This is a genomic window from Burkholderia torrens (genome assembly GCF_984668525.1).
In genome coordinates this window covers 2,963,137-2,989,764 of the sequence record NZ_OZ480211.1, presented here as the reverse complement: position 1 = coordinate 2,989,764, position 26,628 = coordinate 2,963,137, and the positions used below count along the sequence as shown (strand labels likewise).

General features: G+C 68.0%; 24 protein-coding genes. 10 read left to right on the top strand and 14 right to left on the bottom strand.

The window, feature by feature from the left end; genetic code table 11:
- Positions 1 to 55: 55 nt before the first annotated feature.
- The 3 genes from AC5LXX_RS13855 to AC5LXX_RS13845 form a co-directional block, all read right to left on the bottom strand.
- The gene (locus AC5LXX_RS13855) at positions 56 to 883 is read right to left on the bottom strand and encodes a TIM barrel protein (protein WP_493409807.1); all 828 of its coding nucleotides are present in this window, start codon (positions 881 to 883) and stop codon (positions 56 to 58) included.
- A gap of 37 nt (positions 884 to 920) precedes the next feature.
- The gene (locus tag AC5LXX_RS13850) at positions 921 to 1,922 is read right to left on the bottom strand and encodes a xylose isomerase (RefSeq protein WP_493409806.1); all 1,002 of its coding nucleotides are present in this window, start codon (positions 1,920 to 1,922) and stop codon (positions 921 to 923) included.
- Positions 1,923 to 2,066: 144 nt separating this feature from the next.
- A complete protein-coding gene (locus AC5LXX_RS13845) occupies positions 2,067 to 3,131 on the bottom strand; it encodes a LacI family DNA-binding transcriptional regulator (protein WP_124453666.1) in 1,065 nt (354 codons plus the stop codon).
- Between the two features lie 174 nt (positions 3,132 to 3,305).
- Between AC5LXX_RS13845 and AC5LXX_RS13840 the strand changes: the two genes are divergently transcribed.
- From AC5LXX_RS13840 to AC5LXX_RS13830, 3 genes are read left to right on the top strand one after another with little or no spacing between them, the layout of a single operon-like run.
- The gene (locus tag AC5LXX_RS13840) at positions 3,306 to 4,388 is read left to right on the top strand and encodes a fatty acid desaturase family protein (protein ID WP_493409805.1); all 1,083 of its coding nucleotides are present in this window, start codon (positions 3,306 to 3,308) and stop codon (positions 4,386 to 4,388) included.
- Positions 4,389 to 4,424: 36 nt separating this feature from the next.
- Positions 4,425 to 4,733, top strand: coding sequence for a non-heme iron oxygenase ferredoxin subunit (locus AC5LXX_RS13835; RefSeq protein WP_124453670.1), 309 nt, complete (start codon positions 4,425 to 4,427; stop codon positions 4,731 to 4,733).
- Between the two features lie 4 nt (positions 4,734 to 4,737).
- Complete coding sequence (locus tag AC5LXX_RS13830) at positions 4,738 to 5,994, top strand: NAD(P)/FAD-dependent oxidoreductase (protein WP_493409804.1); 1,257 nt, start codon at positions 4,738 to 4,740, stop codon at positions 5,992 to 5,994.
- Positions 5,995 to 6,063: 69 nt separating this feature from the next.
- Here the strand turns inward: AC5LXX_RS13830 and AC5LXX_RS13825 are convergent, their stop codons facing one another.
- From AC5LXX_RS13825 to glpD, 3 genes are all read right to left on the bottom strand, one after another.
- The gene (locus AC5LXX_RS13825; RefSeq protein WP_124453674.1) at positions 6,064 to 6,780 is read right to left on the bottom strand and encodes an MIP/aquaporin family protein; all 717 of its coding nucleotides are present in this window, start codon (positions 6,778 to 6,780) and stop codon (positions 6,064 to 6,066) included.
- Between the two features lie 80 nt (positions 6,781 to 6,860).
- Positions 6,861 to 8,363, bottom strand: a complete 1,503-nt coding sequence (gene glpK, locus AC5LXX_RS13820; protein WP_493409803.1) for a glycerol kinase GlpK — start codon at positions 8,361 to 8,363, stop codon at positions 6,861 to 6,863.
- 105 nt (positions 8,364 to 8,468) lie between these two features.
- Positions 8,469 to 9,992, bottom strand: coding sequence for a glycerol-3-phosphate dehydrogenase (gene glpD, locus AC5LXX_RS13815; RefSeq protein WP_493409802.1), 1,524 nt, complete (start codon positions 9,990 to 9,992; stop codon positions 8,469 to 8,471).
- Between the two features lie 162 nt (positions 9,993 to 10,154).
- On the opposite strand from glpD, the gene AC5LXX_RS13810 reads away from it, so the two are divergent.
- Positions 10,155 to 10,523, top strand: coding sequence for a hypothetical protein (locus AC5LXX_RS13810; protein ID WP_493409801.1), 369 nt, complete (start codon positions 10,155 to 10,157; stop codon positions 10,521 to 10,523).
- Positions 10,524 to 10,611: 88 nt separating this feature from the next.
- Here the strand turns inward: AC5LXX_RS13810 and AC5LXX_RS13805 are convergent, their stop codons facing one another.
- Together AC5LXX_RS13805 and AC5LXX_RS13800 are read right to left on the bottom strand one after the other, a co-directional pair.
- On the bottom strand, positions 10,612 to 10,809 hold the full coding sequence (locus AC5LXX_RS13805; RefSeq protein WP_166963486.1) for a hypothetical protein: 198 nt from the start codon (positions 10,807 to 10,809) through the stop codon (positions 10,612 to 10,614).
- 301 nt (positions 10,810 to 11,110) lie between these two features.
- On the bottom strand, positions 11,111 to 11,890 hold the full coding sequence (locus AC5LXX_RS13800; RefSeq protein ID WP_006493999.1) for a DeoR/GlpR family DNA-binding transcription regulator: 780 nt from the start codon (positions 11,888 to 11,890) through the stop codon (positions 11,111 to 11,113).
- Between the two features lie 218 nt (positions 11,891 to 12,108).
- Here AC5LXX_RS13800 and AC5LXX_RS13795 point away from each other — a divergent pair, with 218 nt between their 5' ends.
- The 3 genes from AC5LXX_RS13795 (at position 12,109) to AC5LXX_RS13785 (ending at position 15,480) form a co-directional block, all read left to right on the top strand.
- The gene (locus tag AC5LXX_RS13795; RefSeq protein WP_493409800.1) at positions 12,109 to 13,749 is read left to right on the top strand and encodes a gamma-glutamyltransferase family protein; all 1,641 of its coding nucleotides are present in this window, start codon (positions 12,109 to 12,111) and stop codon (positions 13,747 to 13,749) included.
- Positions 13,750 to 14,075: 326 nt separating this feature from the next.
- On the top strand, positions 14,076 to 14,903 hold the full coding sequence (locus AC5LXX_RS13790; RefSeq protein WP_034189104.1) for a ferritin-like domain-containing protein: 828 nt from the start codon (positions 14,076 to 14,078) through the stop codon (positions 14,901 to 14,903).
- A gap of 70 nt (positions 14,904 to 14,973) precedes the next feature.
- On the top strand, positions 14,974 to 15,480 hold the full coding sequence (locus AC5LXX_RS13785) for a hypothetical protein (RefSeq protein ID WP_493409799.1): 507 nt from the start codon (positions 14,974 to 14,976) through the stop codon (positions 15,478 to 15,480).
- Here AC5LXX_RS13785 and AC5LXX_RS13780 read toward each other — a convergent pair.
- The 3 genes from AC5LXX_RS13780 to AC5LXX_RS13770 all read right to left on the bottom strand — a co-directional run bounded on the left by AC5LXX_RS13780 (position 15,474) and on the right by AC5LXX_RS13770 (position 19,133).
- A complete protein-coding gene (locus AC5LXX_RS13780; RefSeq protein WP_493409798.1) occupies positions 15,474 to 16,922 on the bottom strand; it encodes a DEAD/DEAH box helicase in 1,449 nt (482 codons plus the stop codon). The two genes, AC5LXX_RS13785 and AC5LXX_RS13780, sit on opposite strands and share 7 nt — an antisense overlap.
- A gap of 128 nt (positions 16,923 to 17,050) precedes the next feature.
- On the bottom strand, positions 17,051 to 18,349 hold the full coding sequence (locus AC5LXX_RS13775) for a c-type cytochrome (protein ID WP_124453689.1): 1,299 nt from the start codon (positions 18,347 to 18,349) through the stop codon (positions 17,051 to 17,053).
- A gap of 19 nt (positions 18,350 to 18,368) precedes the next feature.
- Entirely contained in the window at positions 18,369 to 19,133 is a 765-nt protein-coding gene (locus AC5LXX_RS13770; RefSeq protein ID WP_493409797.1) for a c-type cytochrome, read from the bottom strand.
- Between the two features lie 378 nt (positions 19,134 to 19,511).
- Between AC5LXX_RS13770 and AC5LXX_RS13765 the strand changes: the two genes are divergently transcribed.
- Positions 19,512 to 20,444 (top strand): CopD family protein, encoded by a 933-nt coding sequence (locus tag AC5LXX_RS13765; RefSeq protein ID WP_493409796.1) that lies wholly within the window; start codon positions 19,512 to 19,514, stop codon positions 20,442 to 20,444.
- 147 nt (positions 20,445 to 20,591) lie between these two features.
- Here the strand turns inward: AC5LXX_RS13765 and dgoD are convergent, their stop codons facing one another.
- Entirely contained in the window at positions 20,592 to 21,740 is a 1,149-nt protein-coding gene (gene dgoD, locus AC5LXX_RS13760) for a galactonate dehydratase (RefSeq protein WP_493409795.1), read from the bottom strand.
- A 134-nt stretch (positions 21,741 to 21,874) separates the two neighbouring features.
- Here dgoD and AC5LXX_RS13755 point away from each other — a divergent pair, with 134 nt between their 5' ends.
- A complete protein-coding gene (locus AC5LXX_RS13755) occupies positions 21,875 to 22,579 on the top strand; it encodes a FadR/GntR family transcriptional regulator (protein ID WP_493411131.1) in 705 nt (234 codons plus the stop codon).
- Positions 22,580 to 22,606: 27 nt separating this feature from the next.
- Here AC5LXX_RS13755 and AC5LXX_RS13750 read toward each other — a convergent pair whose 3' ends face one another.
- The gene (locus tag AC5LXX_RS13750; RefSeq protein ID WP_493409794.1) at positions 22,607 to 22,852 is read right to left on the bottom strand and encodes a DUF1272 domain-containing protein; all 246 of its coding nucleotides are present in this window, start codon (positions 22,850 to 22,852) and stop codon (positions 22,607 to 22,609) included.
- A gap of 153 nt (positions 22,853 to 23,005) precedes the next feature.
- Between AC5LXX_RS13750 and AC5LXX_RS13745 the strand changes: the two genes are divergently transcribed.
- Entirely contained in the window at positions 23,006 to 23,353 is a 348-nt protein-coding gene (locus tag AC5LXX_RS13745) for a GFA family protein (RefSeq protein WP_493409793.1), read from the top strand.
- Between the two features lie 39 nt (positions 23,354 to 23,392).
- Here AC5LXX_RS13745 and AC5LXX_RS13740 read toward each other — a convergent pair whose 3' ends face one another.
- Complete coding sequence (locus tag AC5LXX_RS13740) at positions 23,393 to 26,500, bottom strand: transglycosylase domain-containing protein (RefSeq protein WP_493409792.1); 3,108 nt, start codon at positions 26,498 to 26,500, stop codon at positions 23,393 to 23,395.
- Positions 26,501 to 26,628 lie beyond the last annotated feature (128 nt).

Below are 26,628 nucleotides of genomic sequence, written 5' to 3'. Positions count from 1 at the left end.
TTGATCTGGTTTTGTCGGCACGCCGCGTGTGCCGGCAGCGTGTCCTGGTGATGTATCAGCGATCCGCCAGTTCACCGCGCACGTAGTCGATGCTCGCCCGCAGCCGGTCTTCGATGTCGCCGGCCTCGGCGATCTCGCTCGCGAACGGTTCGAACGAGAGCGCGCCGCGGTAGCCGCGTGCAAGCAGTTCGCGCAGTTGCCGGAGGTTGCCGAGGCGGTCGGCGCGGCCGACCAGCACGCGGTGGCCGTCGCGCATCCGGTCGACCGGCAGGTCGTCTTCCTCGACGCCCGAGATGTGCACGAAGCCCGTCAGGTTCGGGAAGAAGATGTCCTCGCCGGACAGGTGGTGGTGAAACGTGTCGTGCACGAGCCGGAAGACCTGTTCGCCCGCCGCGTCGTAGATGCCTTTCACCGCATCCGACTTGCGGCGCAGCGCGCATTCCTCGAAGCCGAGCGGCTCGATGAAGCCGAGCAGGTTGCGTGCTTCGAGGATCGGCTTCAGCGCCTTCAATGCCTTCACGAGATCCGTGTGGCGCGCGTCCTCGTTGCGTGTGTCGCCGCGGCTGTTGGTCGGGCACAGCACCAGCGCACGCGCGCCGCACTGCGCCGCGTAGTCGGCCAGCACGTCCGCTTCGTCCGCTCGCTCGGCGTTCCATTGCTCGAAGCGCTGCAGCGCGTTGATCGTCAGGATCGTCACGTCGCCGGCTTCGGCCGTCGCGCGTACGGCGGTGGCCGGCGTACCGTCGGCGATCTCGACGCCGTCGAGATCGTTGCGGATCTCGATCGCGTCGACGCCGAGGCGCCGGCACATCGCGACGTAGCGGTCGAGCGGCAAGCGCGGCGCGCTCATCCGGTTCAGCGAAAAGTGAAAGGCTTGCGTCATCGTTCTGTCCTTGGGTCTCGAGTGGGGCGGGTTCGAATCAGGTGCCGGTGCGCGCGGCGAGTGCCTGCCATGTGTCGCGCAGCCAGTGCGCACACGCGACGTTGTTGTCGAAGATCGAATAGCGTGCGCCGCCGCCGTAGTCGGGAAACGGGATGAACTCGCAACTGATCTGTTCGAGCGGCGTCGGCCGCGTGTGAACCTGCGCATGCAGCAACTGGCGCAGTGCGGCTTTCCACGTGTCGAGCGATGCCGCGTGCCATTCGCCGTGATAGGCGCCCGGCGCAGGTGCGACGAACGGGTACTGGATGCCGCGCCCGGGCCGGCCGTCCGCGCGGCGCATCCAGCGATTGTCGGGATTGTTCGGCGCGACGCTGCGCGCATGCGCATGCCGGACCCAGCCGCGCGCGATCCAGTCGGTGTAGAAGGCAGCGGGCGAAGCCGGGTCGAGCAGCGCGCGTCCGCCATCGGCTGGTTCGCGCAGGCCCGATGCGTCGAGTTCGGCGCGATTGCCGATCTTGAACAGCAGGTGCGAATGATCGAGCGTGATCCGGAACGGTGCGCCGGCCTGCTCGACGTGCTGCGCGACGCGCGCCACGCGCGCGAAATCCTCGCTCCACATGTCGACGTGCACTTCGAGGCTCGGCAGGCATCCGACCGGCTCGCCGCGTTCATAGGTACGCAGGTAGAAATCGGCGACTTCGCGGTCCGACAGCGGATGGCCGTCCGCGTGATGCGCGAACAACTGGCAGTTGAACACCGTGCTGCCGAAGCGCGCGCCTGCGTCGACGATCTCGGCGACGTGCGCTTCGTCGCGACCCGCGCACCAGATGCCGCCGATCACGCGAATCGGCAGCGCGTGGCGGTCGACCAGCGCGAAGTACGGCGACAGGTCTTCGCCGCGCACCGGGTTCTGTTCGACGTAGTCGAACACGCCGGCGCCGGCGATCATCCGAAAGCGTTCGGCGGGCGTTGGCGCCGGCAGGCCGTCGTGTTCGAGCACGCCGTCGAGGTTCACGCCGATGAGGATCGGTTCAGCCATCGTCTCCTGTCCATGGATGTCCTTCGGATGGCTGTCCAATGTACGGATGAGCGGCACAGGCTGCATGACCGGCGTTGACGAAAAATCGCCCATGCGGCGGTCGATTTTTTCGCCAGGCGCACGCCGCGCGTTACACGGCGGGATTCAGGGCTGCAGGTACGTGCTCGTTCTCACGTTCGCCGGGCAGAACACGCGGAACTCGACCGGGTCGCCCGGCGGCGGCTGTTCGACGATCCCGCACGCATGCAGCACGTGCTGCAGCGCGGAAATCGCCTGGCCGTCCGGGTCCTGGTCGATTGCGAGATCCATCGCGCCGGCTTCGATGAAGGTGCGGTGCTGGTCGATCATCTCATGGCCGATCCACACGACGCGCCCGATGGCGCCGGCCTTGCGCAGCGCCGCTTCGATGCCGGCCGAGCCTGCGCCGCTGTTGTAGATCGCGACCACGTCGTCGTGCGCCTGCAGCGCCTTCGTCACCGCGCGGTAGCAGCGGTCGTCCTGGTCGAGCGTCTCCACCGGCTCGTCGTCGCAGCGGATCGCGGCGAACGCGTCGGCGAGCTGGTCGCGGCAGCCGGCCATCCGGTCGGCGTGCGCGCGGTAGCCCATGCGCCCGCCGAGCAGCAGCGCGCGGCCGGGGCGCGCCGCGAGGCGGCCGATGTAGTAGCCGGCCGTGCGTCCGGCGCGGTAGTTGTCGATGCCGGCGAAGTGCGCGCGATCGATGCCGCCGATGTCGGTGACCATCGTGACGACGGTCTCGCCGCGCGCGATCGCGCCGGCCAGTGCGTCGCGCACGCGGGCCGTGTCGCGTGCGGTGACGATCAGCGCCGCGCGCCTGTACGCGGGCCGTTCGATCTGCGCGGCGGCGCGTTCGTCGTCCGCGGCGGGCAGGATCGTCCGGTGCACGACCACGCGCCGGTCCAGCATCTGCAGCGAGCGCTGTAGCGCCTGCTGGAGCCGCCGGAAGAACGGCGCGTCGGTGTCCGGCAGCAGCACGTCGACGTGGATCAGCCCGTGCCGCGTGTCGGGCAGCTGCCGCGGCACGCCGAGCTGACGTGCGGCCGCCACCACGCGCTCGCGCGCCTGCGCGGACACGCTGCCGCGCTCGTTCAGCACGCGGTCGACGGTGGTCGTGCTGACGCCCGCGAGCGCCGCGATCTCGTCGAAGCGCGCGGTGCGCTTGCGCCAGCGCGGCCCGGATTCACCTGCCATGGTCGTCTCCATCGTTGAGGTCGCCGTCGATCGCATGGCGTTGCCGGACACGCTAAAGCGATGGCGAAATTTCGTCAACGTTTCGATTGAGCAGCGGAGGCCGCGGGCCTAATTTTGAATCCATGGCGAAGCGCTCGTTGCGCTTTCCTCGCACAAGAAACCAGGGAGACAGACGTGGCTCAACCCGACCACCCGGTGCGTGACCGCACGGCGGCACGCCGTCAGGAATACAGAATGACCGGCGGCGCCGGCGAGCGCGCGCAAGCGGCCGGGCTCGTCAATGCCGCGTGGTACCGGTGCGCGGTGCCGCGGCCGCTGATGAAGCAGCTGATGCAGCGCGGCGATGCGCGTGCGATCCGCGACACGCTGATCTGGTACGCAGCGATCGCGATCAGCGGCGGGCTCGCGTGGCTGGCGTGGCATGCGCATTCGGCGTGGGCGATCCCCGCGTTCTTCGTGTACGGCACGCTTTACTGCAGCCCGGCCGACTCGCGCTGGCACGAATGCGGGCACGGCACCGCGTTCCGTACACGCTGGATGAACGACGTGCTGTACCAGGTCGCGTCGTTCCAGGTGTTCCGCCGCGCGACCGCATGGCGCTGGAGCCATGCACGTCATCACACCGATACGCTGGTCGTCGGGCGCGATCCGGAAATCGCCGCGCCGAAGCCGACCGACTGGCTTGCGCTCGCGCTGAACGTCGTCGCGCTGAAGCATGTGGCCGGCGAGCTGCGCAAGATGATCACGGTGTCGATCACCGGCCGGCTCGACGACGAGGAGCGTACCTACGTGCCCGAATCGGAGTGGCGGAAGGTCGTGCGCGAGTCGCGCATCCATCTCGCGATCTACGCGCTCGTGATCGGGGCGTCGCTTTACTGGCGCACGATCCTGCCGCTGCTCTACATCGGGCTGCCGAGCCTGTACGGCGCGTGGCTGTACCTGTACTTCGGCCTGACGCAGCATGCGGGCATGCCGGAGAACGTGCTCGATCACCGGCGCAACTGCCGCACCGTGATGATGAATCCGGTGTTCCGCTTCCTGTACTGGAACATGAACTATCACGTCGAACACCACATGTTCCCGATGGTGCCGTTCCACGCGTTGCCCAAATTGCACGACGCCGTGAAGGCCGACATGCCGCCGCCGTACCGCAGCACGCTCGCCGCCTACTCGGAGATCGTGCCGGCGCTGGTCCGGCAGACGCGCGACCCGTCCGACTACGTCGTGCGGCCCGTGCCGGATGCGGCGCGTACATGACAGCCATCGAACCCGCCAACCAAGGAGACACGCAACATGACGCAATGGATTGACACCGGCGCGCTCGACGACATCGACGATGAAGACGTCGCACGCTTCGACCACGACGGCCGCACGTTCGCGATCTACCGGATCGACGGCGAGGTCTATGCGAGCGACGGCCTGTGCACGCACGAGCAGGTGCATCTCGCGGACGGGTTCGTGATGGATCACGTGATCGAGTGCCCGAAGCACAACGGGCGCTTCGACGTGCGCGACGGCCGGCCGCTGTCGCCGCCCGCGTGCGAGAAGCTGCGCACGTACCGCGCGAAGATCGAAGACGGTCGCATCCTGATCGAGGTGTGACGCGATGACCAACGACCGGGTGATGGCGATTGTCGGTGCCGGCCATGCGGGCGGCCGCGCGGCGCAGGTGCTGCGCGAGTCCGGCTGGCGCGGGCGCATCGTGCTGATCGGCGCGGAGGTGCATCCGCCGTACGAGCGGCCGCCGTTGTCGAAGGGCGTGCTGACGGGCGAGCGCAGTGCGGCGCAATGCCGATTGCGTGATGCCGAAGCCTGGGCGGCCGATCGCATCGAACGGATCGTCGCGACCGTCGAGCGCATCGAACCGCACGCACGCGAAGTGCGGGTGTCCGGCGGGCACGTGTTCGGCTACGACGCGCTGCTGCTGGCCACGGGCGGTCGTGCGCGTCGCCTGGCCATCCCGGGCGCGGCGCTCGATGGGGTATTCGCCTTGCGCACGCTCGACGATGCGGCGGCGCTCGGCGCGCGGCTCGTGCCCGACGCGCGGATCGTGCTGATCGGCGGCGGCTTCATCGGTCTCGAAGTGGCGGCGTCGGCGCGCATGCGCGGGTGCCGCGTGACCGTGCTCGATGCGGCGCCGCGCCTGCTCGGGCGCGCGGTGCCGGAGACGATCGCGACACGCGTACACGCGCTGCACGAGGCGCAGGGCGTGGCGATCCGAGTGAACCGGAAACCCGTTGCGATCGAGCGGACGTCCGGTGGTGCGCTGGCCGTCGTGCTCGACGACGGCGACACGCTGATCGCCGACACGGTCGTGGCCGGCGTCGGCATCGAACCGGCCGACGAACTGGCGCGCGCTGCAGGCCTCGCAGTCGAGCGCGGGATCATCGTGAACGCGCAGCTCGAGACGTCGGCGGAAGGCATTTACGCGGCCGGCGATGTCGCGGTGTTTCCGAGCGTCTTGTCGGGGCGGCCGGTTCGGCAGGAGACGTGGCACGGCGCCGAGACGCAGGCACGCGTCGCCGCCCGCAACATGCTCGGCGCCGGCGAACCGTATCGCGACACACCGTGGTTCTGGTCCGATCAATACGACGCGCAGTTGCAGGTGGCCGGGGAGCCGGCGCTCGGCGAGCGATCGGTTGCGCGCGTGCTCGACGACGATGCGGAAATCCATTTCCATTTCCATTTCGATGCAGGCGCGCGGCTCGTCGCTGCAAGCGGCTTCGGCCGTACATCGGGATTCGTCAAGGAAATGCGCGTGGCGAGAATGCTGGTCGAGCGCGGGATCGACGTGGCGCCGGCTGCTGTCGCGGACGTCGACGTGAAGCTGAAATCGCTGGTGGCGGCTGAGAGCGGCCGATAGCGGAAGGGAAGCGAGGAGGGGAAATGAAGCGCGCGGCGCCGGACGCCGCGCGCTTCGTTCAAACCGCGATCAGATCGTGGAATGCAGGTGCAGATACAGGCCGGCTGCGGCGGCGCCGCCGAGCAGCGGGCCGACGACGGGCACCCATGCATAGCGCCAGTCGCTGTCGCGCTTGCCGGGGATCGGCAGCAGCGCGTGCATGATGCGCGGCGACAGGTCGCGCGCGGGGCTCATCGCATAGCCGGTCGGGCCGCCGAGCGAGATGCCGATGCCGAGCACGAGCAGGCCGACGGGCAGCGCGTCGAGTGCGCCGAGGCCGACCTGCGGCGACGCGAGATACAGCACGCCGAGGATCAGCACGAACGTGCAGATCGCTTCGGTCAGCACGTTGTGCGTGACGCTGCGGATCGCCGGCGCCGTGCAGAACACGGCAAGCTTGAGGTCGGCATCGGCTTCCTTCGCGAAGTGCTGGCGATACGCGAGCCACACGAGCAGCGCGCCCGCCATCCCGCCGAGCATCTGCGCGAGGACGTAGCCGCCGACTTTCGACCACGCGAACTTGCCCGCGAGCGCGAGACTGATCGTGACGATCGGGTTCAGGTGCGCGCCGCTGAACGACGCGGTCACGTAGACCGCGACGAATACCGCCATCGCCCAGCCCATCACGATCACGATCAGGTCCGCGCCCTTGCCCTTGGTCTTTGCAAGCAGCACGTTTGCGACCGCGCCGTTGCCGAGCAGCACGAGGATCGCCGTGCCGATGAATTCTGCAATATAAGGTGACATGTTGTCTCTCGTAGGTCGCGGCGGACTCGCGCGTTGCGCGGTCCGCCGGTGTTGTTGTATTTCGTTGGGATGCCTGATAATTACTGGGCGTCGTCGGCCCAGGCCTTCGCCGCGCGCACCGCACGCTGCCAGCCGGCCATGCGCTGCTCGACCTGCTCCTTCGGCATCGACGGTGCGAAGCGGCGATCGAGCTGCCACTGGTCGCGCACTTCGTCGAGGTTCTTCCAGTAGCCGATCGCGAGGCCCGCGAGGTAGGCCGCGCCGAGCGCGGTCGTCTCGGTGATCTGCGGACGCACCGCGTCGACGCCGAGCAGGTCGGCCTGGAACTGCATCAGCAGGTCGTTCGCACTTGCGCCGCCGTCAACGCGCAGCTCGCCGATGCTGATGCCCGAATCGGCTTCCATCGCGGCCAGCACGTCGAGCGACTGGTACGCGATCGCATCGAGCGCCGCGCGTGCGAGGTGCGCGGAGGTCGTGCCGCGCGTGACGCCGAACACCGAGCCGCGCGCCCGTGCGTTCCAGTGCGGTGCGCCGAGGCCGGCGAATGCGGGTACGAGGTAGACGCCGTCGGTGTGAGGCACGGTCGCGGCGAGCGCTTCGATCTCGGCGGCCGTCTTGATGATGCCGACGCCGTCGCGCAGCCATTGCACGACCGCGCCCGCGATGAAGATGCTGCCTTCGAGCGCGTACTGCACGTCGTCGCCGATCTGCCAGGCGATCGTCGTGACGAGGTTGTTCTTCGACTCGATCGGCTTGTCGCCGGTGTTCATCATCAGGAAGCAGCCGGTGCCGTAGGTGTTCTTCACCATGCCCGACGTCGTGCACATCTGGCCGAACAGCGCCGCGTGCTGGTCGCCGGCGATGCCCGCGAGCGGGATCTTCGATGCGAACACGGTGGTCTTCGTGTGGCCGTAGATTTCCGACGAGGCCTTCACTTCCGGCAGCATGCTGCGCGGGATGTCGAGCAGTTCGAGCAACTCGTTGTCCCATTCGCGCGTGTGGATGTTGAACAGCATCGTGCGCGATGCGTTCGTCACGTCGGTCACGTGCAGTTCGTGCTTCGTGAAGTTCCACACGAGCCAGCTGTCGACGGTGCCGAACGCGAGCTTGCCCTGTTTGGCCTTCTCGCGTGCGCCCGGCACGTTGTCGAGGATCCAGCGGATCTTGGTCCCGGAGAAGTACGAGTCGATCGGCAGGCCGGTCTTCGCGCGCACCTTCGCTTCGAGACCCTGCTTCTTCAGCGAGTCGCAGAAGTCGGCCGTGCGGCGATCCTGCCAGACGATCGCGTTGTAGACGGGCTGGCCCGTCTCGCGATCCCAGACGATGGTCGTCTCGCGCTGGTTCGTGATGCCGATCGCGGCGATCGACGTGCCGTTCAGGCCCGTGCGCGTGACGGCTTCGGCGGCGACGCCGGCTTGCGTCGACCAGATTTCCTGAGGGTCGTGCTCGACCCAGCCGGGTTGCGGGTAGATCTGTTCGAATTCCTTCTGGGCGATCGATACGATATTGCCCTGGCGATCGAACAGCATCGCGCGGGAACTCGTGGTGCCCTGGTCAAGCGCGAGGATGTACTGGTCCTGCATGTCTCTCATCTCCATCCGTGAATTGGCGTAGTTGTGATGCGCGCCGCATGTGGGGCGGCGCGTCGGTGAATCAACGTCGGTCAGGCAACTGCAACTGCATTCGGGTCATGCGTGCGGCGCGTGCGCGGCGGCGAACCACGCGTCGACCGCGGCCGTCACCGCATCGAGCGTGCCCGGCGTGACGTGCAGGCCGAGCTTCGAGCGGCGCCACAGCACGTCCTGCGCGCAGGTCGCCCATTCGGCGTCGCGCAGGTAGCGCAGTTCCGCGTCGTAAATGCCCGGCGCGATTTCGGCGCCGAGATCGGCGAGCGACGTCGCGCCGTCGACCACGCGCTCCGCGCGCGTGCCGTATGCACGGGCATAGCGGCGCGCGAGCGCGGCGGGCAGCCACGGGTGGCGTTGCGCGAACGCGCTGGCGAACACGTCGAACTTCGCGTTCGCGATGTCGCCGCCCGGCAGCGCGACACCGGCCGTCCAGGTCTTCGCGTCGCGGCCGAGCGCGCGGCACAGCATGTCGCCGGCTTCTTCCGCGAGCTTGCGGAACGTCGTGATCTTGCCGCCGAACACCGACAGCAGCGGGGCGCCCGCGCCGTCGTCGAGCTCGAGGCGGTAGTCGCGCGTGACGGCCGACGCGTTCGCCGCGTTCTCGTCTTCGAGCAGCGGGCGCACGCCCGAGTAGGTCCAGTGCACGTCGGCCGGCGAGATCTTGCGCTTGAAATAGCGGTTGATCGAATCGCACAGGTACTGCGTCTCGTCGCGATCGATCGCGACTTTCGCGGGATCGTTCGTGTATTCGACGTCGGTCGTGCCGATCAGCGTGAAGTCGTGTTCGTACGGAATCGCGAAGATGATCCGCTTGTCCGGGTTCTGGAAGATGTACGCGTGATCGTGATCGAACAGGCGGCGCGTGATGATGTGGCTGCCCTTCACGAGCCGCACGCTGTGCTGCGCGCCGCGGCCGAGCGCGCCGTGCAGGACTTCGCCGACCCACGGGCCGGCCGCGTTCGCGATCGCGCGCGCGTGCACGACGCGGATCGAACCGTCGGCCTGCTGCAACCGCGCTTCCCATTCGTCGCCGCGGCGTTCGGCGGAGACGAGCTTCGTGCGCGTCAGGATCTCGGCGCCGCGCTCCTTCGCATCCATCGCGTTCAGCACGACGAGGCGCGCGTCGTCGACCCAGCCGTCCGAATAGACGAAGCCGCGCTTGATCGAGTCGATCAGCGGCGCGCCGGCCGCATGGCGGCGCATGTCGATGCCGCGCGAGCCGGGCAGCAGTTCGCGTTTCGCGAGGTGATCGTAGAGGAACAGGCCGATGCGGATCAGCCAGGCCGGACGCAGGTTCGGCATGTGCGGCATCACGAAGCGCAGCGGCCACATGATGTGCGGTGCCGCGCGCAGCAGCGTCTCGCGCTCCTGCAGCGCCTTGCGCACCAGCCCGAACTCGTTGTACTCGAGGTAGCGCAGGCCGCCGTGAATCAGCTTCGTGCTGGACGACGACGTGTGCGACGCGAGGTCGTCCTGCTCGCAGAGCATGACCGACAAGCCGCGGCCGGCCGCATCGCGCGCGATGCCCGCGCCGTTGATGCCGCCGCCGACGACGAGCAGATCGTAGCGATTCGGTTGGATCACCTGCTGTCCTTATCGTCTGTTGAAATAGGGTGAACACGAAATGTTCGAATTCGAAATTTAACGAACGAAATCGAAAAAGTAAAGTTCGAAAAAGCGGGGCCAGTAGCGTGCGGCGCGATCCCGGACGATACTGGCGGGATCGACCGTTTCGCGAGGTGAATCATGCGTATTGGGATGTGGGCCGGCGTGTGTGCCGTCCTTCTGACGGGGTGCAGCGCAGGCATGCCGCCGCTCGCCGGCAACTGGCGGGCGCCGTCGTTCGTCGACCTGCAGACGTCGTGCGGCGGCACGGCGCGCGACTGGGGCGCGGACGCGCAGCCGGTCTACTCGACGCTGTACGACGCCTATGTGGCGAAACGGTATCGCGGGCTGACCGAAGCGAACTATTGTGCGTTCGTAAACGAACTTTCGACCCACTATGTGGCGCCTGACGCGGCGGCGCGCGCCGGCTGGATCGCGTATTTCAACGGGGCGCGCGCGCAGGCCATCAGCTGGCGGGCGGCGGTCGATCCGACGCTGCGCGGCGGTTGACGCCGGCTGCGGTGAACGGGCGGGACAAGCGGAAGCGACCGCGCGGCCGGGCATCCGGCCGCGCGGTCAGGTCAGGAACGGCGGAATTTCACGAATAGCGGTACTTGATGGATCGCAGCGCGGCGTCGCCGCTCTCGGTCACGCAGTATTTGCGCCCCGAGCCGAGCCCTTCCAGGCGAACGAGCTGTTGTTCGAGCAGGATGTCCAGTTCATCCCGATCCATGTCGCGCTGATCAGGCGCGTCCTTCACAAGCAATAGCGTGGCGAATTCATGCGGACTCAGCATCGTTCTCTCCATGGCAATCGGACTGCCCGCGCGGCCGGCGCGGACGCCAGCGCGCGATACCCCGCGGGGTATGGCTTGGGGGGAAGCTGTCTTCGCCGGCCCTGCGGTTCGCACACGCCCTGGCACAGGCGGATCGGGCGAACGGGCCGGGGAACTGGAGTCTAGTCGAGCGCGCCGGCAACGACAAATCGTGCCCCGTTAATTTTCCGTTTGACAGGGACATGCACCGCAAGCGGTCCGCTCGCGGCGCCAACTTCTTGATTTCACTTGAAGTTTCAGGTGCGGTGCAGCATGGCAGCCGTCATTCCGCGACGTACACCTGGGTGCCGGCGGCGGCCACCGTGTCGGCCATCTCGGGCGGCAGCGGCTTGTCGGTGAAGAGCGCGTGTACCTGGCTCAGATGGCCCTGGCGCACCAGCGCGGGGCGGCCGACCTTCGAATGGTCGGTGACGAGGTAGACCGTGCGCGCGTGCTGCATGATCGCTTCGGCCACGCGCACCTCGCGCGTGTCGAAGTCGCGCAGCGTGCCGTCGGCCTCGATCGCCGACGTGCCGATGATCGCGTAGTCGACCTTGAACTGCCGGATGAAGTCGATAGCGAGCTCGCCGACGATGCCCTTGTCCCACGGCCGCACGATGCCGCCCGTGATCAGCACCTCGCAGTCGGGGTAGCCGCTCATCATCGACGCGACGTTCAGGTTGTTCGTGATCACGTGCAGCCCGTGATGGCGATTCAGCGCGCGCGCCACTTCCTCGGTCGTCGTGCCGAGGTTGATGAACAGCGACGCCTGGTCGGGGATGTGCGACGCCGCGAGCGCCGCGATCCGCCGCTTCTCGTCGTGGAACATCCGCTGGCGCGCGGTATACGACACGTTCTCCGAGCTGGTCGGCAGGCTCGCGCCGCCGTGGTAGCGGCGCAGCAGGTTCAGGTCGGCGAGCCAGTTCACGTCGCGGCGGATCGTCTGCGGCGTCACCGCGAAGTGCGCGGCGAGATCGTCGACGGTCACGAAGCCGTCGCGCTGCACCCATTCGAGCAATTCCTGCTGGCGCGCGTTGAGGGTGAGGCGGGGATCTCGGGTCATGGCTCGATGGTCGGGGCGTGAGACGGAGCGGGTATTGTAAGGGCGGCAACGCCATTCGGCGGGCCTCGCCGGCACGGCGGCGTACGATTCATGTAGAAAATGCATGGATTCATGTGACAAATGAATTTGTGCGATTCCGCCGATCGCGCTGCAATGGCGGATTGTCCGCGCACGCGGGCGCGTTCAGCGTTCATTCGGCTTTCGACGAGGTGGCATCGATGACTGGCTTCAACTGGCACAACCCGTATCCGACGACCCGCATTCCGGTGTTCGCGCGCAACGTCGTCTCGACGTCGCACCCGCTGGCCGCGCAGGCCGGGCTGCGGATGCTGTGGAAGGGCGGCAACGCGGTCGACGCGGCGCTGGCTGCCGCCGCCGCGATCACCGTCGTCGAACCTGTGTCGTGCGGGCTCGGCGGCGATGCGTTCGCGCTCGTGTGGGACGGCGAGCGGCTGTCCGGGCTGAATGCGTCGGGCGTCGCGCCGGCCGCATGGAACGTCGACTATTTCCGCAAACGTCACGGCGAGGATGCGCAGGGCATCGCGAACAAGCCGACGCGCGGCTGGGATACCGTGACCGTGCCGGGCGTGATCGCGGGCTGGGAGGCGCTGCACGCGAAGTTCGGTTCGCTGCCGTTCGCGGATCTGCTCGAGCCGGCGATCGAGATCGCGGAGCGCGGCTACGCGGTGCCGCCGATCGTCGCGCACAAGTGGGCGGCGGCCGTGCCCGAACTGCAGGGCCTGCCGGGGTTCGCGGACACCTTCATGCCGCGCGGCCGTGCACCGCTCGTCGGCGAGCGCGTGTGCCTGCCCGGTCACGCGCAGACGCTGCGCACGCTCGCGAAGGACGGTGCGCGTGCGTTCTACGAAGGTGCGCTCGCCGAGCGCATCGCTGCGTTCTCGCGCGAAGGCGGCGGTGCGTTGACCGCAGCCGACCTGCATGCGTACCGGCCGGAATGGGTCGAGCCGATCGGCAAGCGCTTCGGCCGCCACACGATTCACGAGATCCCGCCGAACGGGCAGGGCATCGCCGCGCTGATCGCGCTCGGGATCGCCGAGCATGCGGGCGTGACCGAATGGCCGCTCGATTCGGTCGATTCGCAGCATCTGCAGATCGAGGCGATGAAGCTCGCGTTCGCCGATGTCTATCGTTACGTCGCCGATCCGCGCGCCATGGACGTCACGCCCGCGCAGATGCTCGACGATGCGTATCTCGCCGAACGCGCGAAGCTGATCGACCGCGCGCGCGCGACGCACTTCGGCGCGGGCCGGCCGCATTCGGGCGGCACGATCTACCTGTCGGCCGCCGACGAGCGCGGGATGATGGTGAGCTTTATCCAGTCGAACTACATGGGCTTCGGCTCGGGGCTCGTCGTGCCCGGTACCGGCATCGCGCTGCAGAACCGCGGCCACGGCTTCTCGATGGATCCGGCGTCGCCGAACGTCGTCGCGGGCGGCAAGCGGCCGTTCCACACGATCATCCCGGCGTTCGTCACCGAAGAGGTCGACGGCCGCACCGAGGCCGTGATGAGCTTCGGCGTGATGGGCGGCGACATGCAGCCGCAAGGGCATCTGCAGACCGTCGTGCGGATACTTGGCCACGGACAGCAGCCGCAGGCCGCATGCGATGCGCCGCGCTGGAAGGTCAACCGCGACTTCACGCTCGACGTCGAATCGACGATGAATCGCGCGACCGTCGACGCGCTGGCCGCACGCGGCCATACGATCAAGTCGATCGACGATCCTTACATGGATTTCGGCTCGGGGCAGTTCATCTGGCGTCTCGACCGAGACGATCGCGAGCGCGGCTACGTGGCCGCGAGCGACAGCCGGCGCGATGGCCTGGCGGCCGGTTTCTGACGGATCGCTTCCGGCTTTCGTTTGCAGTTTGCGCGTTTCACGGGCGGCCATTCGGCCGCCCGTTTCGCTTGGCGCGACGCTTTCCGTCGAGCCGGCGCAAGCGGTTTGAAGGACTCGTCTAACGAACGGCAACAGACGCCGTGGAACTGCGCCTGTCGGGTATGGTCAGTGCTCTGGAGCACGAACACCAAAGTCCGGCTAAGATGGCTGGATGGTTCGGCCGGACCAATTCACTATAAACGACGTAAAACGCCGCCTGCGGGAAGGCTGGAGCCCGTGCCGAAGGCATGAGCCGGCCCCCGCGCGACGACTGGGAGCGCACCACCATGGACACTAAAACGACGCATGTCATGCCGTGGCGTATCGAGGACATCGACCTGAACCGGATCGATCGTCAGCGTGCCGCCGCGAACGAGGATCTGTTGCTGTTGCTGTGCGCGTCGTCGTTCATCGAAAGCGGCTCGGATCTCTATACGAGCAATCTGAGCACGTTCTTCAATGACGATCCGGAAGTCTCCGCATGGCTCAACAATGCATGGGAGCACGAAGAATTGCAGCACGGCCGCGCGCTGAAGGCATACATCGCGCACGTGTGGCCCGAGTTCGACTGGGATACCGCGTTCGCGAATTTCTTCGCCGAGTATTCGAAGACCTGCTCGGTCGAGGCGTTCGAGAAGACGCGCGCGCTCGAGATGGTCGCGCGCTGCGTCGTCGAGACGGGCACGGCCACGCTGTATCGCGCGATCAACGAATGCTCGGACGAGCCCGTGCTGAAGGAAATCACCGACAACATCCGCACCGACGAAGTGCGTCACTACAAGCACTTCTTCAAGTTCTTCAAGAAGTACAACCAGGTCGAAGGCAACGGCCGGCTCGCGGTGCTCGGCGCGCTGGCGCGCCGCGTGATGGAAATCAAGAACGAGGATTCCGAGATCGCGCTGCGCCACGTGTTCGCGATCCGCTATCCCGATCGCGTCGGCGACAATCAATACAACCGCGAACGCGCGGCGCGCATCAATTCGCTCGTCCGGCGCAACCTGTCGGCCGACATGTGCGTGAAGATGCTGCTCAAGCCGCTCGATCTGCCCGCGAAGATCCAGCCGGGCGTCCACTATCCGCTCACGAAGATCACGCGGCACGTTTTCCTGCGCTGATCGCGTCGGCACGGCCCGTCGCGCGTATGCTGGCGCATCTTCATCCGATCCGCACCAGGGCCACGCCATCATGACCGATTCCCATCGCCACGCACTCGAACAATGGACGTTCGACGCGTGGCCGCCGGCCGTCGTCGCGCTGTTCGACGGCACCGCCCTCGAGCGCCATGCCGACATCGCCGCCTCGCTGATCGTCGCGACCGACGACGGCCAGCTGCGCACGACGCTGCTCGGCGTCGGCGAGATCTATGCGCACGATGCGCATACGTTGCTGATCGCGCTATGGCCGCAGTCGCGCGCGGCGCGCGCGCTCGCGCAACGGCGCACGGCCGCGTTGACGCTCGTCGCGGACGGCGCTTTCTTTCAGGCGCAATTGCGGATGACGCCGCTCGAAGGAGACTTCGGCGGCCTCGCCGGATTCGCTGCGACGATCGCGCAGGGCGATGCGCAGCGGGTCGGCTATGCGCGTCTCGCGACGGGTGTCACGTTCACGCTGGAAGGGAAACGCGCCGCGGTGCTCGCGCGCTGGCAACGCCAGGTCGAGCACCTGCGGCGCGCGGCCGCGCGGCTTCAGTGACCGCGCTGGCCGCTGCGCGACGAACGATTGCGGTTCGGGTGCGCGGCATTGCCGTTCGCCGGGCGTGCGCTGTTGCCGCCGCCCGCCGGACGTCCGCCGCCATTGCCGCCGGCGCCGGCACCGCCTTGCGTGCGCGGCTTCGCGGCCTTCTGCTGCGAGGCCTTCGGTTGCGCGTTGCCGTCGCGTTTCGCGGCCGGCTGGCCTGAGCCGCCGGCACGCGGCTGGCGATTGCCGCCGCCACCGCCGCCGCGCGGCTGCTGCTGGCCGCGGCGCTGCTGGATCGGCTCCGGCTTCGCGTGCGGATCGGGTTCGAAGCCCGCGATCACTTCCTGCGGGATCTCGCGCTTGATCAGCCGCTCGATGTCGCGCAGCAGCTGCTTCTCGTCGACGCACACGAGCGACACGGCTTCGCCGGTCGCGCCCGCGCGGCCCGTGCGGCCAATGCGGTGCACGTAGTCCTCGGGCACGTTCGGCAGGTCGAAGTTGACGACGTGCGGCAGCTGGTCGATGTCGATCCCGCGCGCGGCGATGTCGGTCGCGACGAGCACCTGCAGCGTGCTGTTCTTGAATTCGGCCAGCGCGCGCGTGCGGGCCGACTGGCTCTTGTTGCCGTGGATCGCCATCGCGCTGATGCCGTCCTTCGTCAGCTGCTCGGCGAGCCGGTTCGCGCCGTGCTTCGTGCGCGTGAACACGAGCACCTGGAACCAGTTGTGTTCGCGGATCAGGTGCGTGAGCAGCTCGCGCTTGCGATCGCGGTCGACCGGGTGGATCTTCTGCGCGACGCTTTCGGCGGTCGTGTTGCGGCGCGCGACCTCGATCAGCGCGGGCGAGTCGAGCAGGCTGTCCGCGAGCGCCTTGATCTCGTCGGAGAAGGTGGCCGAGAACAGCAGGTTCTGGCGGTCCGGCGGCAGCTTCGCGAGCACGCGCTTGATGTCGTGGATGAAGCCCATGTCGAGCATCCGGTCGGCTTCGTCGAGCACGAGGATGTCGAGATCCGACAGGTCGATGGTCTTCTGCTGCATGTGGTCGAGCAGGCGGCCCGGCGTCGCGACGACGATGTCGACGCCGCGCTTGAGCGCATCGATCTGCGGATTGATGCTGACGCCGCCGAACATCACGGTCGAGCGCAGCTTCAGGTATTTGCTGTATGCACGGACGCTTTCCTCGACCTGCGCGGCGAGTTCGCGCGTCGGCGTGAGGATCAGCGCGCGCACCGCGCGCTTCGCACCGCGATTGTCCGCGTAGAACGTGTGCAGGCGTTGCAGGATCGGCAGCGTGAAGCCGGCGGTCTTGCCGGTGCCCGTTTGCGCGCCGGCGAGCAGGTCGCCGCCGCCGAGGACGGCAGGGATCGCCTGCTGCTGGATCGGAGTCGGCGACGTGTAGCCGAGCTCGTTGACCGCCTTGACCAGCGGTTCGGCCAAGCCGAGAGATTCGAAAGACATAGATACCACTCTTGAGTTTTATGATGGCGACGCGTCGCGCGGCCCGCGCGGAAAACCTGCATCGCACAAATGCAAAAGGGCGCGGCCGCGGTTTCCCGCAGCCGCGCCCCGTTTGTGTCAGCCGCTTCTTAGTCGAGCGGCGCGGAACGCAGGTCGCTCACCTGTTGCGGCGAGATCGGCGTACCGTTGTTACCCCACGACATCCGGATATACGTGACCACCGCCGCCACTTCCTGGTTCGACAGCGACTGTGCGAACGGCGGCATCCCGTACGGACGCGGATTCTTGAACGTGCTCGGCGGATAGCCACCGTTCAGCACCATGCGGATCGGGTTGACTGCCGATTCCATCATGATCGAGTGGTTGCCCGCGAGCGGCGGATAAGCAGGCGGCTTGCCGGCGCCGGTCTCGGCGTGGCAGGTCGCGCAGTTGTCCGCGTAGATCTTCTTGCCCTGGTCGAACAGCGCGTTGCCGAACTGCTTCGACGGCTCGTACTGCATGTTCTTCGGCGCTTCAGCCTTCTGCGGGATCGACTTCAGGTACGTCGACATCGCGCGCGTATCTTCGTCGGTCATGTACTGCAGGCTGTTGTGGACCACGTCCGCCATCGGGCCGAACACCGCACCCTTCTGCGACACGCCGGCCTGCAGCAGGTCGGACAGCTCCTGCACGTGCCAGTCGCCGAGGCCGAGTTCCTTGTCGTTCGTCAGCGACGGCGCATACCAGTTCTGCAGCGGGATCAGGCCGCCGGCGAACGCCGACGAGCTCACCGGGCCGCCCATCATGTTGATCGACGTGTGGCACATCGAGCAGTGGCCGAGGCCTTCGACGAGGTACGCACCGCGGTTCCATTCGACCGACTTCGTCGGATCCGGCTTGTACTCGCCTTCCTTGAAGAACAGCGTGCGCCAGCCGATCAGCAGGTTGCGGTTGTTGAACGGGAACTTCAGTTCGTGCGGACGGCTCGGCACCGACACCGGTGCGACCGAGCGCAGGTACGCGTAGATCGCGTCCGAATCCGAGCGCGTGACCTTCGTGTAGCTCGCGAACGGGAAGCCCGGGTAGAGCAGGCTGCCGTCCTTCGAGCGACCGGTGTGCATCGCGCGGTAGAAGTCGTCCGACGTCCACTTGCCGATACCGTTCTGGTCGTCCGGCGTGATGTTCGGCGTGTACATCGTGCCGAACGGCGTCGCCATCGGCAGGCCGCCCGCGAACGACTTGCCGCCGCGCACGGTGTGGCACGCGATACAGTCGCCGACGCGCGCGAGATATTCGCCCTTCTTGATCAGCGCGGCCTGGTCGGCCGGCGTGGCCGCGACGGCGGAAGCGCCGTGCAGCGTGTCGTTGCCCGGCCACAGGACCGGCACGAGGGCAGCGGCCGCGACGATCGCGGCGGCCGAGAGTGCAAACAGGGACTTGCGTTTCATTGTGTCTGTCTCCCTTGCCTTATTGCGGTTCGCTGCCGCAGGCGAGCGGAGTCTTCATCGAACGCGCCGGGGCCGGCACGGGGTTGGCGGGCGCCGGTTGCGCGGCGAGCCATGCGGTCACGGCCGTCACGTCTTCGTCGGAAAGCTTCGAGGCGATGTCGTGCATGCAATCCGGTGCCTTCGCGTGGCGGTTGCCCGAGCGCCAGGCGCCGAGCTGCGCGCTCAGGTAATCGGCGTGCAGGCCGACGAGGCCCGGGATCGCCGGCTGCATGCCGGTCAGCCCTGCGCCGTGGCAGGCCACGCAGGCCGGCAGCTTGCGGGACGGGTCGCCCTGCGTGACGAGCTGCTTGCCGCGTGCGAGCGTCGAGGCCGGCAGCGTCGGCTTCGCCGGCGTCGGATACGGCGGACGTTCGGCCGAGAAGTGCTCGGCGATTTCGCGCAGGTAGTCGTCGTTCAGGTACGTCAGCAGGTAGTTCATCGGCGGGTACTTGCGCCGGCCGTCACGGAAGTTGACGAGCTGGTTGTACAGGTACTCGGCCGGCTTGCCGGCAAGACGCGGGAAGTAATCGTTGTCCGTGCCCTGGCCGTGGACGCCGTGACATGCGGTACAGCCGCGCACGCGCTCGGCCATGGTATCGGGTGCCTTGAGCGGCGCCTGCTGGGCGTGCGCTTGCTCCGTGGGCTTGGTCTGCGCTTGGGCAGCGCTCATAAGGCCCGCGCCGCCGATCATCAGAACGGCGAGCAGCGGACGGAAGAGGCGTCTTGAAGACACACGAGACTCCATGTTTATTCGTCGGGGACCTTGTCCGGGCTACGATCGGCTCGGCGCATGGACGGCAGGACAGCCGGGCTGCTGCGACGCGGCATTCTATCATCGATGGGTAATGACGGCTATTTGGCAAAAGGACATCGGTTCCTGCCTGTTTGCGACTTGCGACAATTTGACGCGCATTGCGGCGCTGCGGTGTGAACCGGCGTGCGTTTTCACCATCGAAGACCGTACACTCGCGGGTCGCGCGGCGCCGCCTCCGCCGCTGGTCCAGTCATTTCTCCCGTTTCCGGATTCATCGATGACGTTTTCTACCGTGCCGTTGCCTGCCTCACGCTGTCCGTCCCGTTGCCGCCGCTCTGCCGGCCCGTCGCTGTCGGGAGGGGCCGCGCGATGAAGTTCGACAGCTTGTGGATCGGTCAGGTCGCGCTCGCGGCGCTGATGGACGCCGCGTTCGCAATGGCGGTCGGCTCGGCGCTGCTCAAGGCGTGGCTCGGCAAGGACGGCGCGCGGCCGGTCATCGCGCCGTCGCATCCGGCATGGCTGCGCGCGCAACATTCGCTGGTCGCGGCGGCGCTGGCGCTGGTGCTCGCGGATCTCGGCTGGCTCGTCTACGAGGCCGCGGCGATGAGCGGCGCGGGCCTCGGCGGCGCGTTCGCCGCGATTCCGACCATGCTGATGCAGACGCACACGGGCTTCGCATGGAGCGTCGCGTTCGCCGGCGCACTCGTGCTCGCGATCGTCGCGCTCGCGAAACCGGACGGCCCGGTCGCGCATGCCGTGCTGTGGCTCGCGGTGATCGTGGTCGCGGCCGGCAAGGCCTCGCTCGGCCATGCGGCCGATACGGGCGCGCTGTCCGCGGCGGTCGGCATCCAGACGCTGCACCTGCTCGCTACGGCGGTGTGGGGCGGCCTCGTGCTCGCGGGTGGGCTCGCGGTGCTGCCGGCGCTCGGTTCGTCGGTCGCGCGCGGCGCGCTGATCCGCATCGGCCAGCACCTGTCGCGCACGTCGATCATCGCGGTCGTGTTCGTGCTCGGCACGGGCGTGCTCAACGCGATCCGCGGGCTCGGCGGTTCGCTCGCGCCGCTCGACGGCAGCACGTGGGGGCGCGTGCTGTTGCTGAAACTGCTGCTCGTTGCGCTCGCGCTCGTGCTCGGCGGCCTGAACCGCTTCTCGGCGCTGCCGCGCCTGCGCCGCACCGCGTCGACCGAAGACGCACACACGTTCCGCAACATCCTGCATCTCGAAGGGATGACGATGATCGGCGTGTTCGTCGCGGCAGCCGTGCTGTCGTTCAGCGTGCCGGGATTCGCGGCGCTCGGCTGACCGACGGCGCCGCGCGGGGCAGGGTAGCGACGCTTCCTGTCGACGCGCGGCGAAGCGCAGAAGCGAAAACGGCCGCCTGCCGGGCGGCCGTGTCGAAGCCGGTGCGCGGCGTGATCGTCGCGCCTTCCGGCTCGTCTCGTCCCTTCATCACCACTCGGCGACGCTGCCGTCCGCGTGGCGCCACACCGGGTTGCGCCAGCGGTGGCCGGTCTTCGCCATCTCGCGCACCTTCTCCTCGTTCACGTCGATGCCGAGCCCCGGGCCCTGCGGGATCGCGACGAAGCCGTCTTCGTAGCGGAACACCTCGGGATTGCGCAGATAGTCGAGCAGGTCGTTGCCCTGGTTGTAGTGGATGCCGAGGCTCTGTTCCTGGATGAACGCGTTGTAGCTGATCGCATCGAGCTGCAGGCACGCGGCGAGCGCGATGGGCCCAAGCGGGCAGTGCAGCGCGAGCGCGACGTCGTAGCTTTCCGCGAGCGTCGCGATCTTGCGGCACTCGGTGATGCCGCCCGCGTGCGACGCGTCGGGCTGGATGATGTCCACGTAGCCGCCCGCGAGGATGTGCTTGAAGTCCCAGCGCGAGTACAGCCGTTCGCCGAGCGCGATCGGCGTGCTGGTCTGGTTGACGATGTCGCGCAGCGCCTCGGCGTTCTCCGACAGCACCGGTTCCTCGATGAACATCAGCTTGTACGGGTCGAGCTCCTTCGCGAGCACCTTCGCCATCGGCTTGTGCACGCGGCCGTGGAAGTCGACGCCGATCCCGACGTGCGGGCCGACCGCGTCGCGCACGGCCGAGACGTTCGCGATCACCTGCTCGACCTTGTCGTAGGTATCGACGATCTGCAGCTCCTCGGAGCCGTTCATCTTCACGGCCTTGAAGCCGCGCTCGACCACCGCGCGCGCATTGTTCGCGACATCGCTCGGCCGGTCGCCGCCGATCCACGAATACACCTTGATGCGATCGCGCACCTGGCCGCCCAGCAGCGCGTGCACGGGCACGCCGTGATGCTTGCCCTTGATGTCCCACAGCGCCTGGTCGACGCCGGCGATCGCGCTCATCATGATCGGGCCGCCGCGGTAGAAGCCCGCGCGGTACATCACCTGCCAGTGATCCTCGATCAGCAGCGGGTCGCGGCCGACGAGATAGTCGGCCAGTTCCTGCACGGCGGCCTCGACCGTGTGCGCGCGGCCTTCGACGATCGGCTCGCCCCAGCCGACGATGCCCTCGTCGGTTTCGATCTTGAGGAACAGCCAGCGCGGCGGGACGACGAAGGTTTCGAGGCGGGTGATTTTCATGACGCGAGTCTCCATGGTTGACCGGCGCGGCCGCTCGGGCGCGGCGCACGGTCGCGTGCTTTCACGGTTATCCTAGCGTAGCTCGATAAAAAATAGTATTAATAGCATTATTGTGCAGATAGTGGGCAGCCGGCCTGCCGGATCAACGGAGAATCATCATTCAACGCGACCTGCATGGACAGACGGCCTTCCGGCTGGCGACGGCGATCCTGCGCGGCGACTATCCGCCCGAATCGCTGCTGCCGCGGGAGCCCGACCTGATGGAGATGTACGGCGTGAGCCGCACGGTGATGCGCGAGGCGCTGCGTACGCTGACGTCGAAGGGGCTCGTCGAGTCGCGGCCGAAGGTCGGCACGCGCGTGCGGCCGCGCCGTGCGTGGAACCTGCTCGATGCCGACCTGCTCGACTGGTATGCGCGCGTCGCGCCGCCGCTCGCGTTCGCGCTGAAGCTGCAGGAAATGCGCGAGATGATCGAACCGTACGCGGCCGCGCTGGCCGCGCGCACGCACACGCCCGACGCGTTCGACGCGATCGACGGCGCGGCGCGCGCGATGGCGGCCGCGCGCAACGTCGACGAATGGGTGCGTGCCGACCTGCGCTTTCACCTGAGCGTGCTCGAGGCCGGCGGCAACGAGCTGCTGGTGCCGCTCGGCACGCTGATCGACCGCACGCTCGAAGCGCAGCTGCATCTGAACGCGCGCCGGGCCGACGTCTACAACGCGTCGCTCGCCGAGCACGTGGCCGTCAGCGACGCGATCCGCGTGCGCGACGAGGACGGCGCGCGCCGCGCGATGGCGACGCTGCTCGCTGTGACGCGCGCGCGGATCGAGATGTCGTGACGGAAGGGGGCGGGCAGCGAAGCGCCGTCACGCGTTCGCGCAGCCGCCCGGCTTGACGATGCGTTCCGTCGACGGCGGGTACTTCGCGAGCAGGCTCGCCGGCCGGTGAGGGCGCGCGACCAGGTCGCCGCCGCAGTTCGGGCAGCGGCCCTTCAGCACGTCGTCGGCGCAGGTCGCGCAGAACGTGCACTCAAACGTGCAGATGCGTGCTTCCGCCGAATCGGGCGGCAGGTCCTTGTCGCAGCATTCGCAGCCGGGGCGCAGTTCGAGCATGACGATGTTCCTGGTCGGAGAGGGGCGGGGGGGCGCGCCGCCGGACATTGCGTGCGGCGCATGCGAGCGCTACTGTACCCGTTTGGATCGGCCTGGCCAACGGGGTCCGCCCGGATACCCGTCGACGCGCACGGGCCGCACCGGGAGACGACCATGCTGTATCGCGGAAGCTGTCACTGCGCAGACGTGACGTTCGAGGCGGAAGGCGACCTGCAGGGCGTAATGGCCTGCAACTGCTCGATCTGCCGGCGCAAGGGCGCGCTGATGTGGTTCGTGCCGCGCGACCATATGAAGCTGCTGACACCCGAAGAGAATCTCGCGACCTACATGTTCAACAAGCACGTGATCAAGCATCGCTTCTGCAAGCGCTGCGGGATCCACGTGTTCGGCGAGGGCGTGCATCCGGACGGCACCGCGATGGCGGCGATCAACGTCCGCTGTCTCGAGGATGTCGACCTCGACGCGCTGCCCGTCACGCACTACGACGGCCGCTCGCACTGAGCGGCGCACGGCGGGGCGGCGCGAACGGTCGCGCCGCGGTCAGGACGGTTGTGCCGGCGCCGCGTCCGGCGCAGGCGTTTCCGCTTGCGGTGCCGGGCCCGCCGTGCGCGTGCCGGCGTCGGCCGGGCGTTCGATCAGCGGTGCGAGCGCCGGCGCCATCGACTTCAGCAGCTGCACGGCCATCGCGCTCGTGAAGTCGTAGCGGGCCGCGTACGGTTCGTGCGCGGTGGCCGTCAGGACCCCGAAGAACCGGTCGCCGATCACGAACACGAACGTGCCGCTGCGGTTGACCTTGCGCGACTCGATCAGCCGCGCGCCGCGCGCATAGACGTTGAAGCGCTGGTCGCCCGTCCCCGTCTTGCCGTACACCGCGAGCGTCTTGCCGTCGGGCAGCGTGAGGCCGCCCGCGAGGCGGCGCGCGGTGCCGTTGAGCACGACGTCGCGCAGCAGTGTGTGCGCCACGTTGACGATCTCCGGCGACAACATCGGCTGCGGCTGCGCGGGCGCACGCACGAAGCGCGTTTCGTACGGCGTACCCTTCGCGAAGTCGAGCCGCGTAATGGTCTCGTTCGGCGCCTTCTGGCCGCCGTTCGCGATCAGGCCGATCAGTTTCGCGAGCGCGTCGGGCTGGTCGCCCGATGCGCCGATCGCGGCCGCGTAGGACGGCGTGACTTCCGCGAACGGGTAGCCGAGCGCGCGCCATGACTTCGTGATCTCCGCGTACGCGCGCAGCTCGACCATGCGACGGATGCGCCGGTCCTGCGTCGCGTGGTAGCGCGTCTTGTACAGCCACGAGTACGTGTAGAAGCGCGCATCGTGGCTGTCGCGCTGGACCTCGGCGAGCGACGCCGCCGGATGGGCGCGCAGGTAGTTAAGTGTCCACAGCGCGAGCGGATGCACGCTCGCGATGTAGCCGCGGTCGTTGAGGTTGAAGCGGTCGATCGCGTACTTCGCGTAGAGCGCGGCGAGATCGTCGTCGGACAGCGTAGCGGCCGGCGTGCCCTTCAGCTGCGCGCGCATCTGCGCATCGAACCACGCGAGCGATTCGTTCGGCGCGACGCTGCGCAGTACCGTCGCGAGCTTCGGCGGCGACTTGCGCACGTCCTTCAGCATCAGCGCGAGCGCGTCGTCGGGCGCCTTGCCCGCGTAGCGCGTGTAGTAGCGCTTCACGTAGACCTGGCTTTCGCCGTCGACGAACTGCTGCAGGTAGCGCTGGCGCTGCTCGGGATCGCCGAGCCACGACGATGACGGGCCGGCTGCCTGCAGCGTCTCGTAGTGGACGATGTCGCGCATCAGCCGCACGAACACGAGGTTGACCGAATGCTCGAACGCCGCGTGCAGCGTCAGGATGCGGCGGTTGTCCGACTTCTCGAAGTTCGAGAACACCTGCGCGCCGCCGCCCGTGTAGAACACGTCGGGGCTCGCCGAGTACTTGCGCTCGACGGCGGCGTCGAGCATCGCCTGCAGCGAGCGGTCGCGCGTATGCGACAGGTAGTCGAGCGCCCAGCGCGACAGCCCGTCGATCGGGTCGGGCTTCACGCGCGCGAGCGCCGCGTTCGGCAGGTTTGCATAGCGCGCATGCAGGTCGGACACGATCTGCAGGTACGTGATCAGCGTGCGCAGTTTCGCGGTCGACCCGAGGTTGATGCGGCCGCCGCGGTTCACGTCGAACGGCTGGTTCACGCTGTCGGTCTGCACGCGCAGCATGTTCGCGCCGTTGCGGTGTTCGTACAGCGTGAAGCTGTACGTGAGGTGCGACGGATCGTCCTTCGGCGCGAGCATCTCGAAGCCGTACAGGCCGGCGGCCTGCGCGCCGTCGCGTGTCGACGCCTGCGCGAGCCGTTCGGCGACGGCCTGCTGCACGCCGTTGTCGAGCGTGCTCGTCGCCTGCAGGTCGAGCTGGTCGAGCTGGTACAGGTCGCTGATGCCGAGCGCCGACAGCAGCGACGCGCGCGCGGACGTCACGGCCTTGCGCGACACGAACGACTGCACGCGCGCGGCGGCCGGCGGCGCGCTGCGCTCGATCTGCGCGGCGAGCGCGGCATCGCGCAGCGCGGGCGAAATCACGCCGCCGTTCGACAGCAGCCGCAGGTAGCTGTCGGTCAGCTTCTGCAGCGCCGGATAGCCGCGGTTGAGGAAGTACGACGGCGCGCGCTGCGCGATGACCAGCGACAGCACCTCGCGGAACGTCTTGCCCTGTGCGTCGACGTTGTCGCCGGTCGTCGGCGCGGACAGGATCCGGTTCACGTCGTTGAAGTCGCGGCCGTACCACGCGGCGAGACCGTCGCCGATGCCGGTGATTTCGCCGATGTGCGGCCGCGCGGCGAGCGGCACCGAGTTCAGGTAGCGCACGACGATCGTGCGGCGTGCGAGCATCGTCTGCGGGCCGTTCAGGTACGCGCGCACCGACGCCGACGCGATCTGCCGCAGCTTCTCGGGCGGCGTCGCGGTGCGGCCTTCGGGCGAATGGCGGAACTTCTCGATCTGCGTCGCGAGCGTGCTGCCGCCCGGGCGCGCCTGGTGACGGTTGACGACGTGCAGCGCCTGGTCGGCGAGCGCGCGGCCGAAGCGTCCCCAGTCGATGGCAGGGTTGCGGTTCGGCTCGCTCGCGTCGAGCAGGTAGCGATCCTCGATGAACAGCAGCGAATCGGCGACCACGCGCGGCACCGAGTCGAAGTCGGCGTACACGCGCTGCGGGAACACGGTCGCGAACAGCGGCGCGCCGGTCGAATCGAACAGCATCAGGCCGGCCTGATCCTTCTCTTCGTAAGGGAGGAACAACCCGCGATCGCCTAGCGACAGCATCCGCTGCGAATCGCGCGCCTGCTTGCCGACGACGAAGCCGCGCGCGAGCAGCCGCTCCTGGAATGCCGGCAGCATCGCATAGCCGAGGCGCTGGTCGTACGGGCCGTTCGCGGGAAAGCGGATGTGATCGCTCGGGCCCGTTTCGATCGTGTAGCCGACGTCGCGGGTGAGCTCGGACAGGTAGTGCGCCTGCAGCCGGGACGTTTCGATCTCGGTCTGCACGAGCCGCGCAACGATCGCCACCGCGATCAGCAGCGCGGCGAGCAAGGACCACTTGACCCACGTCCAGACCGATGCGAGCCCGGTCACGCGCGGCAGGATACGATTCAGCGGCCGATTCATGGCGGCGTCTCCCTGAAGGCGCGGGCTCCGGCCGCACCCCATTAAGGATTAGTGTAGTCCTCCGCAGCGTGCTGCCAAGGACGTCGACTACCGAGATGCGCCGACGCAACGTGCGTGCCTGTGATGCG

Coding starts and splice junctions, on each gene's coding strand:
- AC5LXX_RS13855 (WP_493409807.1), bottom strand. CDS start 883: ATGACGCAAGCCTTTCACTTTTCGCTGAACCGGATGAGCGCGCCGCGC.
- AC5LXX_RS13850 (WP_493409806.1), bottom strand. CDS start 1,922: ATGGCTGAACCGATCCTCATCGGCGTGAACCTCGACGGCGTGCTCGAA.
- AC5LXX_RS13845 (WP_124453666.1), bottom strand. CDS start 3,131: ATGGCAGGTGAATCCGGGCCGCGCTGGCGCAAGCGCACCGCGCGCTTC.
- AC5LXX_RS13835 (WP_124453670.1), top strand. CDS start 4,425: ATGACGCAATGGATTGACACCGGCGCGCTCGACGACATCGACGATGAA.
- AC5LXX_RS13830 (WP_493409804.1), top strand. CDS start 4,738: ATGACCAACGACCGGGTGATGGCGATTGTCGGTGCCGGCCATGCGGGC.
- AC5LXX_RS13825 (WP_124453674.1), bottom strand. CDS start 6,780: ATGTCACCTTATATTGCAGAATTCATCGGCACGGCGATCCTCGTGCTG.
- glpK (WP_493409803.1), bottom strand. CDS start 8,363: ATGCAGGACCAGTACATCCTCGCGCTTGACCAGGGCACCACGAGTTCC.
- AC5LXX_RS13810 (WP_493409801.1), top strand. CDS start 10,155: ATGCGTATTGGGATGTGGGCCGGCGTGTGTGCCGTCCTTCTGACGGGG.
- AC5LXX_RS13805 (WP_166963486.1), bottom strand. CDS start 10,809: ATGCTGAGTCCGCATGAATTCGCCACGCTATTGCTTGTGAAGGACGCG.
- AC5LXX_RS13800 (WP_006493999.1), bottom strand. CDS start 11,890: ATGACCCGAGATCCCCGCCTCACCCTCAACGCGCGCCAGCAGGAATTG.
- AC5LXX_RS13795 (WP_493409800.1), top strand. CDS start 12,109: ATGACTGGCTTCAACTGGCACAACCCGTATCCGACGACCCGCATTCCG.
- AC5LXX_RS13790 (WP_034189104.1), top strand. CDS start 14,076: ATGGACACTAAAACGACGCATGTCATGCCGTGGCGTATCGAGGACATC.
- AC5LXX_RS13785 (WP_493409799.1), top strand. CDS start 14,974: ATGACCGATTCCCATCGCCACGCACTCGAACAATGGACGTTCGACGCG.
- AC5LXX_RS13780 (WP_493409798.1), bottom strand. CDS start 16,922: ATGTCTTTCGAATCTCTCGGCTTGGCCGAACCGCTGGTCAAGGCGGTC.
- AC5LXX_RS13775 (WP_124453689.1), bottom strand. CDS start 18,349: ATGAAACGCAAGTCCCTGTTTGCACTCTCGGCCGCCGCGATCGTCGCG.
- AC5LXX_RS13770 (WP_493409797.1), bottom strand. CDS start 19,133: ATGGAGTCTCGTGTGTCTTCAAGACGCCTCTTCCGTCCGCTGCTCGCC.
- AC5LXX_RS13765 (WP_493409796.1), top strand. CDS start 19,512: ATGAAGTTCGACAGCTTGTGGATCGGTCAGGTCGCGCTCGCGGCGCTG.
- dgoD (WP_493409795.1), bottom strand. CDS start 21,740: ATGAAAATCACCCGCCTCGAAACCTTCGTCGTCCCGCCGCGCTGGCTG.
- AC5LXX_RS13750 (WP_493409794.1), bottom strand. CDS start 22,852: ATGCTCGAACTGCGCCCCGGCTGCGAATGCTGCGACAAGGACCTGCCG.
- AC5LXX_RS13745 (WP_493409793.1), top strand. CDS start 23,006: ATGCTGTATCGCGGAAGCTGTCACTGCGCAGACGTGACGTTCGAGGCG.
- AC5LXX_RS13740 (WP_493409792.1), bottom strand. CDS start 26,500: ATGAATCGGCCGCTGAATCGTATCCTGCCGCGCGTGACCGGGCTCGCA.